This is a genomic window from Epibacterium sp. Ofav1-8, assembly GCF_022348185.1.
Taxonomy (GTDB): domain Bacteria; phylum Pseudomonadota; class Alphaproteobacteria; order Rhodobacterales; family Rhodobacteraceae; genus Epibacterium.
The window spans coordinates 60955-73934 of the sequence record NZ_JAKRFD010000016.1; the positions used below are offsets into that span (position 1 = coordinate 60955).

The 12980-nt window shown below is 66.5% G+C and carries 12 protein-coding genes; 5 read left to right on the forward strand and 7 right to left on the reverse strand.

Features of this window, described 5'->3' with window-relative positions:
• Window positions 1-44 precede the first annotated feature (44 nt).
• The 3 genes from MHM97_RS20440 to MHM97_RS20450 are packed head-to-tail and all read right to left on the reverse strand — an operon-like array spanning window position 45 to window position 4773.
• Window positions 45-2864, reverse strand: a complete 2820-nt coding sequence (locus MHM97_RS20440; RefSeq protein ID WP_239325048.1) for a DUF4159 domain-containing protein — start codon at window positions 2862-2864, stop codon at window positions 45-47.
• The gene (locus tag MHM97_RS20445) at window positions 2861-3769 is read right to left on the reverse strand and encodes a DUF58 domain-containing protein (protein ID WP_239325051.1); all 909 of its coding nucleotides are present in this window, start codon (window positions 3767-3769) and stop codon (window positions 2861-2863) included. Before MHM97_RS20445 ends, MHM97_RS20440 begins: the two co-directional genes overlap by 4 nt.
• Window positions 3766-4773, reverse strand: coding sequence for an AAA family ATPase (locus tag MHM97_RS20450; protein WP_239325053.1), 1008 nt, complete (start codon window positions 4771-4773; stop codon window positions 3766-3768). Before MHM97_RS20450 ends, MHM97_RS20445 begins: the two co-directional genes overlap by 4 nt.
• 64 nt (window positions 4774-4837) lie before the next feature.
• Between MHM97_RS20450 and MHM97_RS20455 the strand changes: the two genes are divergently transcribed.
• Window positions 4838-5419 (forward strand): DUF1285 domain-containing protein, encoded by a 582-nt coding sequence (locus MHM97_RS20455; protein WP_239325055.1) that lies wholly within the window; start codon window positions 4838-4840, stop codon window positions 5417-5419.
• 278 nt (window positions 5420-5697) lie between these two features.
• Window positions 5698-6465 (forward strand): hydroxypyruvate isomerase family protein, encoded by a 768-nt coding sequence (locus MHM97_RS20460; protein WP_239325057.1) that lies wholly within the window; start codon window positions 5698-5700, stop codon window positions 6463-6465.
• Window positions 6466-6663: 198 nt separating this feature from the next.
• Here the strand turns inward: MHM97_RS20460 and MHM97_RS20465 are convergent, their stop codons facing one another.
• From MHM97_RS20465 to MHM97_RS20480, 4 genes are all read right to left on the reverse strand, one after another.
• On the reverse strand, window positions 6664-6927 hold the full coding sequence (locus MHM97_RS20465; RefSeq protein ID WP_239325059.1) for a hypothetical protein: 264 nt from the start codon (window positions 6925-6927) through the stop codon (window positions 6664-6666).
• Window positions 6928-7018: 91 nt separating this feature from the next.
• On the reverse strand, window positions 7019-9826 hold the full coding sequence (gene polA / locus MHM97_RS20470; protein WP_239325061.1) for a DNA polymerase I: 2808 nt from the start codon (window positions 9824-9826) through the stop codon (window positions 7019-7021).
• A 217-nt stretch (window positions 9827-10043) separates the two neighbouring features.
• Entirely contained in the window at window positions 10044-10529 is a 486-nt protein-coding gene (locus tag MHM97_RS20475) for a flavodoxin family protein (protein ID WP_239325063.1), read from the reverse strand.
• Between the two features lie 53 nt (window positions 10530-10582).
• Complete coding sequence (locus tag MHM97_RS20480; protein WP_005679955.1) at window positions 10583-10765, reverse strand: zinc-finger domain-containing protein; 183 nt, start codon at window positions 10763-10765, stop codon at window positions 10583-10585.
• 70 nt (window positions 10766-10835) lie between these two features.
• On the opposite strand from MHM97_RS20480, the gene MHM97_RS20485 reads away from it, so the two are divergent.
• From MHM97_RS20485 to MHM97_RS20495, 3 genes are all read left to right on the forward strand, one after another.
• Entirely contained in the window at window positions 10836-11765 is a 930-nt protein-coding gene (locus MHM97_RS20485; protein ID WP_239325065.1) for an ABC transporter ATP-binding protein, read from the forward strand.
• Window positions 11765-12235, forward strand: coding sequence for a GNAT family N-acetyltransferase (locus tag MHM97_RS20490; protein WP_239325066.1), 471 nt, complete (start codon window positions 11765-11767; stop codon window positions 12233-12235). Before MHM97_RS20485 ends, MHM97_RS20490 begins: the two co-directional genes overlap by 1 nt.
• 120 nt (window positions 12236-12355) lie before the next feature.
• Window positions 12356-12979 (forward strand): LysE family translocator, encoded by a 624-nt coding sequence (locus MHM97_RS20495; protein ID WP_239325067.1) that lies wholly within the window; start codon window positions 12356-12358, stop codon window positions 12977-12979.
• Window position 12980 lies beyond the last annotated feature (1 nt).

A 12980-nucleotide genomic window follows, 5' to 3' on the forward strand; every position in this document is an offset into this window, starting at 1 on the left:
GCGGCTGGGCTCCTTGCGCCACGGGATCAGGGTGTTGCATGCGGTTACTGCCCCAGACGGTCGAGCAGCGCAGGCACATGGACCTGGTCGGATTTGTAGTTGCCGGTGAGCACATGCATCAGCAGGTTGACACCGAACCGCCGCGCCAGCTCCCGCTGGCGTTCGCCGGAGAACCCGCGCCCGACCGGATAGAGCGGCGCGTTGTTCTGATCCACCGCCCAGGCGGCGGCCCAGTCGTTGCCGCCGATCACCACCGGAGTCACCCCGTCGTTGAGGTTGCGGAAGGGCAGGCCCTCGACCTGCTCCGCATCCGGCGGCGCGGCCTCGACCCAGATCTCGCCGCGCGGGTGACGGCCGGGAAAATCCTGCAACAGGTAGAAGGCCCGGGTCAGCACGTGATCGGCGGGCAGCGGTTCCAGCGGCGGGATGTCCAGCGGCAGCGCCAGCTGTTGCAGGCGCCGCGCCGCGCCGCTGGTGGCCCCGGCCAACGCCAGATCGGCATCGCGGGTGTCAAAGAGGATCATGCCGCCGGTGCGCAGATAGGCGTTCAGCTTGCTGTAGGCCGCCGAGGAGGGCAGCGGCTGCGCCTCTGTCACCGGCCAGTAGAGGAAGGGAAAGAACGCCAGCTCATCGGCTTCGAGGTCTACGCCGTGGGGGGCTGCCGGCTCTACCGAGGTGCGCAGGGCCAGCACGTTGCTGAGCCCGCGCAGGCCTTCCTGTGCCACCCGGTCCACCTGCGCATCGCCGGTCAGCACATGGGCCAGGGTCAGCTCGGATGTCAGCTCGGTCGGGCTGGCGGTGGCTGCGGGTGCGCCCCGCTGCGCTTGTTCCTGGGCCTGTGCCTGTTCCTGTGCGCGCACCGCGGGGGGGCCTGTCGCGATCAGCGCCGACGCAAGGCCCGCGGCCAGGACGAGGCTGGCGATCCGCGCGGGCGACCACAGGCCGGAGACCACGAGGGCCGCCAGGACATCCACCGCCATGAGCACCAGCGCCGCGCTCAGCATGAGGCCACCCAGCGGGCGCTCCTCCGCGCCTTCATAGCGCAGCACCGGCACCGAAGTGGGCCATGTGGCGGGCTTGATCTCATCACCGTCCCGCAGCACATTGCGGGCATAGGCGCGGCTGCCGCTGGTATAGAGCCCGGGCTGCACGTCCGGCCCGGCTGCGGCGGCGACCAGATCCGGCCCGGCGACACCGCCGAGCGTATCCGCATCGCTGAGACGGCCAAACCCGTCCAGAACCTCGGCCGCCTGCCAGGTGGTGCCCTCCAGATCTTCTGCTGCGGGTGGTTTGGCCGCCGAGGACACCGCCAGCCGTTCCAGCATGTCGACAAACAGGCCCGACAGCGGCAGCGTGCTCCATTCCGCGTTGGCGGTGACATGGAACAGGATCACCTGTCCCTGTCCCAATGGCTTGCGGGTGACCAGCGGGGTGCCGTCGCTCAATTCCGCCACCACGCGGCTGGCCAGCTCCGGGTCGGGCTGCGCCATCACCTGCGAACTGACCGTCACATCCGGCGGGATCTCCAGCCCGTAAAAGGGCGAGCCTTCGGTAAAGGGCGCCAGCGCCTTGGGTTCACCCCAGCTCATGGCGCCGCCGATGCTGCGCCCGCCGATCCGCAGGCGCACCGGCATCAGCGGCTCTTCGGTGTCGCGGGCGGTGTCGCTGGCCGCCAGCCGCGGCCCGGCAAACCGCAACAGCAGCCCGCCCTGATCCACCCAGTCGACCAGCGCCTCTTCCTGCGCCGGGGCAAGCCGGGCCACATCGGCCAGCACCACCACATCCGGGTTGGCGGGCAGCAGATCGGTCAGCGCACCTTCCAGCAGCTCCGCCGTCGGTTCCAGCGCCTGGCGCAGGTAGTGCAGCGGCGACAACAGCGCCAGCCCCTCGTCGCTGCTCTGGGCCGAGATCAGCGCCACCTCGCGCCGCCGCAGCCGGTCATCGGTCAGCGAGACCGCCCCCGCCGACCGGGTTTCGAGCACTTCGAACCGGCTGATGCGGGCGCGCAGCTCCATCGGCAGCGCCAGTTGCGCCTCGGCCTGGGTGGCGCCGGGTTCAAAGCGCAGCGTCGCCGCCGCCAGCGCCCGTTCGACGCCGTTCGGATCCGGCCCCAGCGCCTGCACCGTCAGGTCCTGCGCCAGCCCGGCACCGCTGCGCAGGGCCCGCAGGACAATGGCGCCGTCCTCATAGGTGGCGGGCAGCAGCCCGACCACCGGCGCGCCGCTTTCGTAGACCTCGATATCGCCGCGCTCGGCCAGGGCGGCGACCAGATCCGCCCGCCCCGGCATGGCGAGGCCATCGCTCAGCCACAGGGTGTCAAAGCCGCCCTCGACCCCGGCGATCAGCTCCTGTGCCGCTTGCACCTGATCCGGCGCGGCGACCCAGGGCGCCGGGGTGAGACCCGGCAGCTGGCGCTCCCAGCGTCCGGCGGCGAGGAACTGCACCGGCTCCGGCGCGGTCAGGCGCAACAGCGCCACCGGGCGGCCCGCGCGCCCGGCTTCGGCCAGCGCTTCCTCGATCTGGGTGCGGTTCTGCTGCCAGTGCGGCGCGCCGCCCCAGCCCGCGTCCATCACCACGAGGAGCGGCCCGCTGCCGCTCCGGTCCTGCGCCGGGTTCAGCACCGGCCCGGACAGGCCGATGATCGCCGCCGCCACCGCCAGCATCCGCAGCAGCAGCAGCCACCAGGGGGTGCGATCCGACAGGCTCTCGTCATCCTTCAGCCCCAGCAGCAGCCGCACGGCGGGGAACAGTTGCCGTTTTGGAGCCGGCGGGATCGCCCGCAGCAGCAGCCAGAGAAGCGGCAGCACCAACAGCCCCAGCAGCAGCCAGGGGCTGGCAAACCCTATGCCCGCGATCATGGTCATTGGCGCCGCTCCAATGCGTGATAAAGCCACAACAACCCGGCCTGGGCGCTCTCGCCGCTGTGGTGCAGGCCAAAGGTCCAGCCCGCGGCGTGGCACAGGCGCGCCAGGGCGTCGCGGCGCTCTGCCAGCCGCTCCAGATAGCGGTCGCGCAGGGCCGCCGCCTTGAGCGTTTCATGGGTGACGCCGTCGCCGGGCCCTTCGAACCGGGTGCGCCCGGCAAAGGGAAACTGCTCCTCGCTCGGGTCCAGCACCTGCAACAGCACCCCGCGCAGGCCCCGGTCGGCGGCCTTGCTGAGGGCGATTTCCAGCTCCTCGAAAGGGCCGAGGAAATCCGAGATGAACAGCGCCCGGGCATGCGGGATCAGCGCCCGATGTTCCGGCGGGGCATAGGCGGTGTCGTCGTGGGTGGTGAAATGCTCCGCCAGTCGCAGGATCTGCATATTGCCGCGCCGGGGCGGCAGCACCCCGCCGGTCAGCCCGACCCGTTCGCCGCCGCGCACCATCAGCACCGCCGTCGCCAGCGCCAGCAGACGGGCGCGGTCGATCTTCTGCGGCAGGTCGGCGGTGGAGGCAAAGCGCATCGACTGCCCCTGATCGACCCACAGATGCACGGTCTGCGCAATCTGCCATTCCCGCTCGCGCACGAATTGCTGATCGCCCCGGGCAGAGCGGCGGTGGTCGATCATGCGACGGCTGTCGCCCTGCTGCACCGGGCGGTATTGCCAGAAGTCATCGCCCACGCCGGAACGCCGGCGCCCGTGTTCGCCCAGCAGCACCGCCCCGGCGAGCTGCTGCGCCTGCACCAGCAGGGGCGGCAGCACGCTGGCGGCCTCTTCGGCGCGGCTGCGGATCTGGCCTGCGGGGCCCCGGGCGGCCAGATCGCGAGAGGTGGCAGGATGGCTCACGCGGCGGCCTCGGTCCGGATCAGGGTGGCGGCGGTCTCGTCGATCAGATCCGCCAGGCTGTCGCCGCGGGCGCGGGCGGCAAAGCTGAGCTGCATGCGGTGGCTGAGCACCGGGCGGGCCATGTCGATCACATCCTCGGCACTGGGGGCGAGGCGTCCCTGCAACAGGGCGCGGGCCCGCACCGCCAGCATCAGCGCCTGTGCTGCGCGCGGTCCCGGCCCCCAGGCCACGGTCTGGGCAACCCGGTCGCTGACCCCGGCCTCCTGCGGGCGGAAGGCGCGCACCAGGTCGAGGATCACCTCGACCACCGACTCGCCCACCGGCATGCGCCGCAGCAGGGTCTGGGCGGCGACCAGCTCCTCGGCGGTGAACACCTGATGCGCCTCGTCCTCGGCGACCCCGGTGGTGGCCAGCAGGATGTCGCGCTCGGTGTCGCGATCCGGGTAGTGCACGTCGATCTGCAACAGGAACCGGTCCAGCTGCGCTTCGGGCAGGGGGTAGGTGCCCTCCTGCTCGATCGGGTTCTGGGTGGCCAGCACGTGAAACGGCGCCTCCAGCGGGCGATCCGCCCCGGCGACGGTCACGGTCTTTTCCTGCATCGCCTGCAACAGCGCCGATTGCGTCCGCGGCGAGGCGCGGTTGATCTCATCCGCCATCAAAAGCTGGCAGAAGATCGGCCCCTGCACAAAGCGAAAGGCGCGGGTGCCGTCGGGTGCGGTATCCAGCACCTCGGAGCCGAGAATATCGGCGGGCATCAGGTCGGGGGTGAACTGCACCCGATTCCCCCGCAGCCCCATCACCGTCGACAGCGCTTCGACCAGCCGGGTCTTGCCGAGGCCCGGCAGGCCGATCAGCAGCCCGTGGCCGCCGCACAAGAGCGTCGCCAGCGTCAGGTCCACCACGCGTTCCTGCCCGATGAAGCGGCGGGTGATCGAGGCGCGCGCCTCTTGCAGCTTTGCTTCCAGCGCTTCGATGTCGGACAACAGATCCTGTGCTTCGCTCATGACTTCCCTTTCCGTGGGCTTATATGGTCTGAGTGTATCGCGCGCAGATGGAATGGCAAAACGAATGAGTGGACAAAAAGCTGTGACCCCGACGGCAAAGGGCCTTGAAGCCAGCGCAAAAGCCGCTGGCAAAGGCGGATTGCCGCCCGTGCATTTGTGGAACCCGCCCTATTGCGGCGACCTCGACATCCGCATTCATCGCGACGGCAGCTGGAGTTATCTCGGCTCGCCGATCAACCGCGTTGAACTGGTCCGGCTGTTTTCGTCGATTCTGAAGCTGGAAGAGGGCCGCTATTACCTGGTGACCCCGGTGGAAAAGGTCGGCATCACGGTGGAGGATGCGCCCTTTGTGGCGGTGGATTTCGAGGTCGACGGCAGCGGCCGGGATCAGGTCCTGACCTTTGTCACCCAGGTCGGCGACCGCAGCGCCGCAGGAGCGGAGAACGCGATCCGGGTCGAGCAGGACCCCGACACCGGAGAGCCGTCGCCCTATGTGCATGTGCGGGCCGGGCTGGAGGCGCTGATCGACCGCAAGAGTTTTTACCGGCTGATGGAGCGCGGCGAGATCCACGACGGCTGGTTTGGCCTGTGGTCGGGCGGGCGGTTCTTTGCGATCCTGCCAGAAGATGGGCTGGAGTCCGCCTGACCTCGCACCCCCCGGATCGGACTCTTGCCGACAGCTGCGCGCCTCGGCAGACTGGCCGAACTGAGGGTGGCAGCGCCATCGCTGCCCCCGCGCGGTGCGGCGGCAGGAAGGCCATTAAAATTGCACAAAACAACCCGTTTTCTTCTGCGTGGCGGCGCGGCATATCAGGCCTCGACAGAGCAGATGCAGTTCAAAGTTAAATTAAAACCCGCGCACGCCCGGTGGCGGAATGTGCTACACTTCGGGTCCGGACTGCACGCGTGCAGCAGGAGGTGAGAATGCCAAGATTCGCGGCCAATCTATCCATGCTCTTTGCGGAGCTTCCCTATCTGGACCGGTTTTCGGCCGCGGCCGCCGCAGGGTTCGAGGCGGTGGAGGTGCTGTTTCCCTATGAGTTTGCGGCCAAGGAAACCCAGCGCGCGCTGCTGGCCAACGGGCTGGATCTGCTGCTGATCAATGCGCCACCGCCGAATTACACCGGCGGCGATCCCGGCTATGCGGCGGTGCCGGAGCTGGCCGACCGGTTCCAGCGCGACATCCGCCGGGTGCTGCGCTATGCCGACATGCTGAAGGCCGGGCGCATCCATGTGATGGCAGGCCCGGCCAAGGGCGCGGCGGCGCGCGAGACCTTTGTGCAGAACCTGCGGGCGGCGGCGGATTCGGCGCCGCAGCAGCAGTTCACCATCGAGCCGCTGAACAGCGGCGATTTTCCGGGCTATTTCCTTGATGATTACAACCTCGCGGTGGAGATCCTCGACGAGGTGGACCGCGAGAATGTGACCCTGCAGTTTGATGCCTACCACGCGCAGCTGATCCACGGCGATGCGCTCAAGGTCTGGGAGACCTTTGGAGATCGCGCCACCCATGTGCAGTTTGCGGCCGCACCCTCGCGCTGCGAACCGGGCAACGGGCCGCTGGATTTCGACGCGCTTTTTGCGGCGATTGACGCCAGTGGCTATCAGGGCTGGGTCAGCGCCGAATATACCCCCAGCACGCCGCGGACCGAGGACAGCCTGAGCTGGATGCGAAGCCTGGAGGCGGCCTGAACCCCACGATGTGATCTGGCCGAGCGGTTGCTGTTTGATCGACGGGCGCGGCGGCGGGATCTGCGTTTGCGCTGTGTTCCGGGGGGGGCACTGTTGCAGGCAGGGGGCGCTCCCGCCCCCCGTGCGATCATCACAGATGATCTGCGGGCGTTGGGCCCGGCGCCGCTGGCGCGGCGCAGGGCGTATTGGCGCGACCGGTCACTGCAAGCAGAGGAACAGGTCCAGATTGCGGCCACGGGCGCGGTCGGTCTCGGTCGAGGCATGTTCGGCGCGTTTGCCCTGACCGGCGCGGCAGACGCGGTCGGCCTCCTCCCGGGCCACTTTCAGCGCCCAGTGGCGTTTGAATTTCTGTTTGGTGGCAATGGTGACGCTGTCGCCGTTATAGGCGGTGACCTGCGGGTCGATGTGATGGGCACAGGCGGTCAGCGCCGCCAGCGTTGCGGTCAAGATGATCGGTTTCAAAACGGGTCGTCCAATTGGTTTGGTCAAAAACCGGCGGCCACGTCGGGCGCCCGCCGGGAAGGGCTTTGTCTGAAACGGGCCAGAGCGCGCGTTAATGCGCCTCGGCCCAGTTCTGGCCGCGACCGGCGTCCACCACCAGTTTCACGTCCATATGCACCGCCGGATCGGCAGCGCCTTCCATGATCTCGCGGGCGACCGAAATGGTTTCGTCCACGTGATCCTCCGGCACTTCAAATAGCAATTCATCGTGCACCTGCAACAGCATGCGGGCGGGCAGATGCGCAATCGCATCCGGCATCCGCACCATGGCGCGGCGGATCACATCGGCGGCGGTGCCCTGAATCGGCGCGTTGATCGCCGCCCGTTTGGCAAAGCTTGCGCGCGGCCCCTTGGCGGCGATCTCCGGCGTGTGGATCTTGCGGCCAAACAGCGTCTGCACATAGCCGTGGTCCTTGGCGAAATTCACCGTGTCGTCCATATACTGGCGAATGCCGGGGAAGCGCTCGAAATAGCGGTCGATGAAACCCTGCGCCTCGCCGCGCGGGATGCGCAGGTTGCGCGCCAGACCAAAGCCCGAGATGCCGTAGATCACCCCGAAATTGATCGCCTTGGCCTTGCGGCGGATCTCCGGGGTCATCTCCGCCAGCGGCACGTCAAAGACCTCGGAGGCGGTCATGGCGTGAATGTCGTGACCATCGGCAAAGGCCTGTTTCAGCGCGTCGATTCCCGCCACATGGGCCAGAATGCGCAGCTCGATCTGGCTGTAGTCGAGCGACAGGAGCACATTGCCCTCTTCGGCGACAAAGGCCTCGCGGATGCGGCGGCCTTCCTCGCTGCGCACGGGGATGTTCTGTAGGTTGGGGTCGGTCGAGGCCAGACGCCCGGTGTTGGCCCCGGTCTGCAAATACGAGGTATGCACCCGGCCCGTCTCCGGGTGGATATGTTCCTGCAAGGCGTCGGTATAGGTGGATTTCAGTTTCGACAGCTGCCGCCAGTCCAGCACACGGGCGGGCAGTTCATGCTCGGTTGCCAGATCCTCCAGGATGTCGGCGCCGGTGGCATAGGCCCCGGTCTTGCCTTTCTTACCGCCCGGTAGGGACAGCTTGTCAAAGAGGATCTCGCCCAGCTGTTTGGGCGAGCCGACGTTGAAGCTTTCGCCCGCAAGCGCGTGGATCTCGGCCTCAAGTGCTGCCATCTTTTGCGAAAACGCATTCGACATCCGGCTCAGCGTGTCGCGGTCCACCTTGATGCCATGTTGTTCCATCTGCGCCAGCACCGGCACCAGCGGACGTTCCAGCGTCTCGTAGACCGTGGTCACCTGTTTCTGGTGCAATTGCGGTTTGAACTGCTGCCAGAGGCGCAGGGTGATGTCGGCGTCCTCGGCGGCATAGGGCGTGGCGTCGTCGATCGGCACCCGATCAAAGGTGATCGCGGATTTGCCGCTGCCCAGCAGCGATTTGATCGGGATCGGCTGGTGATCGAGGTAGCGTTCCGACAGCGTGTCCATGCCATGCCCGTGCATGCCGCCATGCAGCGCGTAGGACAACAGCATGGTGTCGTCGATCGGGGCCACGTCGATGCCGTTGCGGGCAAAGATCTTGGCGTCGTATTTCATGTTCTGGCCGATCTTGAGGATGGCGTCATCCTCCAGAACCGGTTTCAGCATCTCCAGCGCCTGCGCCAGTGGCATCTGCCCCTCGGCCAGATCGTCAGAGCCAAACAGATCGTCGGAATTGCCCGCCTTATGCGTGAGCGGCACATAGCAGGCCTGCCCGGGCACCACGCAGAGGCAGATGCCGACCAGATCGGCGATCATCTCGTTGAGGCCGGTGGTCTCGGTATCCACCGCGACATAGCCGTGGTCGCGAATGAGGTCGATCCACTGCTGCAGCGTCTCGGCGTCGCGCACGGTGGTATATTCGGCACTGTCAAAGCCCGGCGCCTCGGGCAGCTCCAGCGCGGCGGCCGCGGCGGAGGGGGCTTCGGGGATGGTCGGGGCCTCGCGGCCCAGCTGGTCGGCCATCCGCTTGGACAGGGTGCGGAATTCCATCTCGGCGAGGAAGCCCAGGAGCGTTTCCGCGTCCGGGTCGCGCACTTCCAGATCGTCGAGGGTGAAGTCCAGTTCCATGTCGCAATCCAGCTGCACGAGGCGTTTGGACATTTCGATCTGATCGCGTTTTTCCACCAGGGTCTGGCGGCGCTTGGGCTGTTTGATCTCCTCGGCGCGGTCCAGCAGATCCTCCAGCGAGCCGAACTCGTTGATCAGCAGCGCGGCGGTCTTGATGCCGATGCCGGGCGCGCCGGGCACGTTGTCGACCGAGTCACCGGCAAGCGCCTGCACATCCACCACCCGGTCGGGGCCGACGCCGAATTTCTCGCGCACGCCATCGCTGTCGATGCGCTTGTTCTTCATCGCGTCGAGCATTTCGACCCCGTCGCCGACCAGCTGCATCAGGTCCTTGTCGGACGAGATGATGGTGACGCGGCCCCCGGCCTCGCGCGCCTGACAGGCCAATGTGGCGATGATGTCGTCGGCCTCGAAACCTTCGATTTCCTTGCAGGCGATGTTGAAGGCGCGGGTGGCCTCGCGCGTCAGCGGGAATTGCGGCACCAGATCCTCGGGCGCGGGGGGGCGGTTGGCCTTATAGAGATCGTACATGTCATTGCGGAACGACTTGCCCGAATGGTCGAAGATCACCGCCACATGGGTGGGCGCGTCGGGGCCCTTGTTGTCCTCGACCTGTTTGAACAGCATGTTGCAGAACCCCGAGACCGCACCGATCGGCAGCCCGTCGGATTTGCGCGTCAGCGGCGGCAGCGCGTGGTAGGCGCGAAAGATGAAGGCGGAGCCATCGATCAGGTGAAGATGGCAGCCTTTGCCGAATTGCGTTCCGCTCATGACCGTCGCGCTCCTTCTCGGGAAATCGTTCGTGTTCTGTTTCTGGGTTATCAATGATCCGGGGGCCAAGGGCAATTGGAGTTTGGGATTGGGGGGCTGATCGGCAGGGTTGAGGGACGCAATAGGACAGCCCCCTCCCGTTTTGCATGAGGCAAACCTGCGGTTTGACGGGGAGGGTCGGGGGCTGTCCGACCTGTCGGTCGGACCGGGGCATCCCTCAGAACATGCCCATCGCGAGACCAGCCGCCATGGCCTGCCCCAAATCGCGGCACATCTGCAATTCATCCTCGGGGATCACCTTGTCGGCCAGAATCGCCTCGGGCGTCTGTGCGTGGGTGCAGATAATCAGCGGCTCCTGCACCGGCTTCAGCCGCCAGCCCTGCGCGATCCGTGCCAGTTGCCGCGCGGCGTTCTCGCCATCCGACCCGGCACAGATCATCTGCGCATAGGGGCGCGCCTCGATCTGTCCCAGCACCGGATAGTAGCAGCGATCAAAGAATTCCTTCATCGCGCCGGACAGCGCCGCGAGGTTTTCCGGCGCGCAGAACAGATAGCCGCTTGCCGCCAGCAAATCCTCCGGCTCGGCCTCCTCGGCGCGGACCAGACGTGCGGACCCTTCGCCCGAAGCGCCTGCATGTGCGGCCTCGGCCATCTGCCGGCTGCCGCCGGTGCGGGAGTGATATACGATCAACAGCTCTGCCATATCCGGCAGACTAGCGAACCCGGGCGCGGATCAAAAGCGCGGGCAAGCCTGGTTCAGGCGACTTTGCCCTCAAAATCCCGGTGGATGTATTTGCAGTCGCAATAGGGGCATTCGACAAACCCGCTGTCCTCGGGGATTTGCAGATAGACCCGCGGGTGGCCAAGCGCGCCTTCGCTGCCGTCGCAGGCGACGCGGTAGCTGTCCACGATCTTGGTTTCCGGCGCTTCTATGGTCATCGCTGGCGATCCTCTGGCTAATGCGTTAGGGGCTTTATGAGCCATGGAAATACCGGGGGCAAGAGCCGCGATGACTGACGAGGCAATCCGAATTGAAGCCTTGCGCAAGACCTACAAGGGCCGCAAGGGCCAGCCCGAAAAGCAGGCACTGAAGGGGATCGACCTCACCGTGCCGCGTGGATCGGTGTTTGGCCTCTTGGGGCCGAATGGCGCGGGCAAGTCGACGCTGATCAATATCCTTGCGGGGCTGGTGCTGAAAACCAGTGGCAAAGTCACGATCTGGGGGTTCGATCAGGATGCAAACCCACGCCAGAGCCGCGCCTCGATCGGGGTGATGCCGCAGGAATTGAACCTGGACCCGTTCTTTTCTCCGCGCGGCGCGCTGGAAGTGCAGGCGGGCCTGTATGGCGTGCCGAAGGCCGAGCGCGACAGCGACGGCATCCTGAAACTCATCGGGCTGGAGGACAAGGCCGAAGCCTATGCCCGCACGCTCTCGGGCGGTATGCGGCGCAGGCTGTTGTTGGGCAAGGCGCTGGTGCATCGCCCCAATATCCTGGTGCTGGATGAGCCCACCGCCGGTGTCGACATCGAGTTGCGCCAGATGCTGTGGGAGAACGTCCGCAAGCTCAACGCGCAGGGCATGACCATCATCCTCACCACCCATTATCTGGAGGAAGCGCAGGAGATGTGCGACGAGATCGCCATCATCAATCAGGGCGAAGTGGTGGCGCGGGATTCGACTGCAAACCTGCTGGGCCGCCTTGATGCGCGCGCGATGGTGGTGCAGCCCGCTGCCCCCGTCACGACCCTGCCACAAGGGCCGGGGATCGAGGCCGAACTGCGCGGGGACGGGGCCGTGGTGCTGCGCTATCACAGCAACGAAACATCTGCCGAGGCGGTGCTGGAGGCGGTGCGCGCAGCCGGGATTTCCATTCGGGACGTCAAAACCGAGGAGGCCGACCTCGAAGATGTTTTCCTCGCACTGACAAAGTCCCGCTGATGCTGATCCGTCCGTTTGAACCCCGTGACGCCGCCGACTGGGCGCGGATCTTTCACACCGCCGTGCATCAGGTCGGCGCGCGGGATTATACCCCCGAACAATGCGCCGCATGGAGCCCGGAACCCGCCCCGGTCGACCGGGTGCTGGAGCGCGCGCAGGACGGCCGCCGTATCTGGGTCGCGGCGGATGCGGCGGATGTGGCGCAAGGCTTTATCGAGCTGGAGGCCGACGGCCACATCGACTGTTTCTACCTTGCCCCCGAGGTGGCCGGCACGGGCATCGGTGCGGACCTATATACCCAGCTGGAGGGTGAGGCCCGCAATCTTGGTCTGTCCGCGCTCTATGTTGAGGCCAGCGAGGCAGCGCGGCGGTTCTTTCTGCGCCAGGGCTTTACCGAGGCCGGGCGCCGCGAGTTTGAACGGCGCGGTGTGATGATCCACAATTACGCGATGACCAAGGCGCTGACCTAGATTCATACTGGCGCAATGAACGCTCGCTCCGGGAGTTCGCGCCGCTTAAGGTCGCTGAAATGATCAGGCGCGGCACGGCTGTGGTGTGCGTTCGGTATTTGGCTGAGAGGGATTTTAGGAATGGATTTGCATCAGATCGTCCTGTTTGCAGCTGCGGTTGTCGGGGTCTCTCTCATTCCCGGTCCAAGCACGCTGATCGCATTTGCCCATGGTGCAGGGAGCGGGTGGCTGCGGTCGATCTGGACCGCGCTGGGCAATGCAGCGGCGTCGATCTTGCAGGCGATTGCAGCCTCTGCCGGGCTGGGGGTGGTGCTTGCCGGGTCCGCGAGCCTGTTTCTGGTGGTGAAATACCTGGGCGCTGCCTATCTGATCTGGGCCGGTATCCAGATGTGGCGCAGCGCTGCGCGGCGGGTCGATATGGCAGAGGCGATGGGGTCAGCCGCCATCAGCTCTGCCCGCCTGTTTGTCAGCGGCTTCACCGTGGCGGCGAGCAATCCCAAGGCCATCATATTTTTCACAGCGTTGTTTCCGCAGTTCCTGTCACCGGAAGGCACAGGACTTGGACAGCTGGCCACGATGGTCACAGTGGTCGGACTGGGGTCATTTGGTGTGGCGGCGTTTTATTGCGGGCTTGGCGCCTGGGTGCGCGAATTGAAACTGTCCCGCCGGGCGATGTCCCGGCTGCATAAGGCCACGGGCGGGGTGTTCGTCGCCAGTGGCCTAAGCCTCGTTGCCGCGCGCTAAG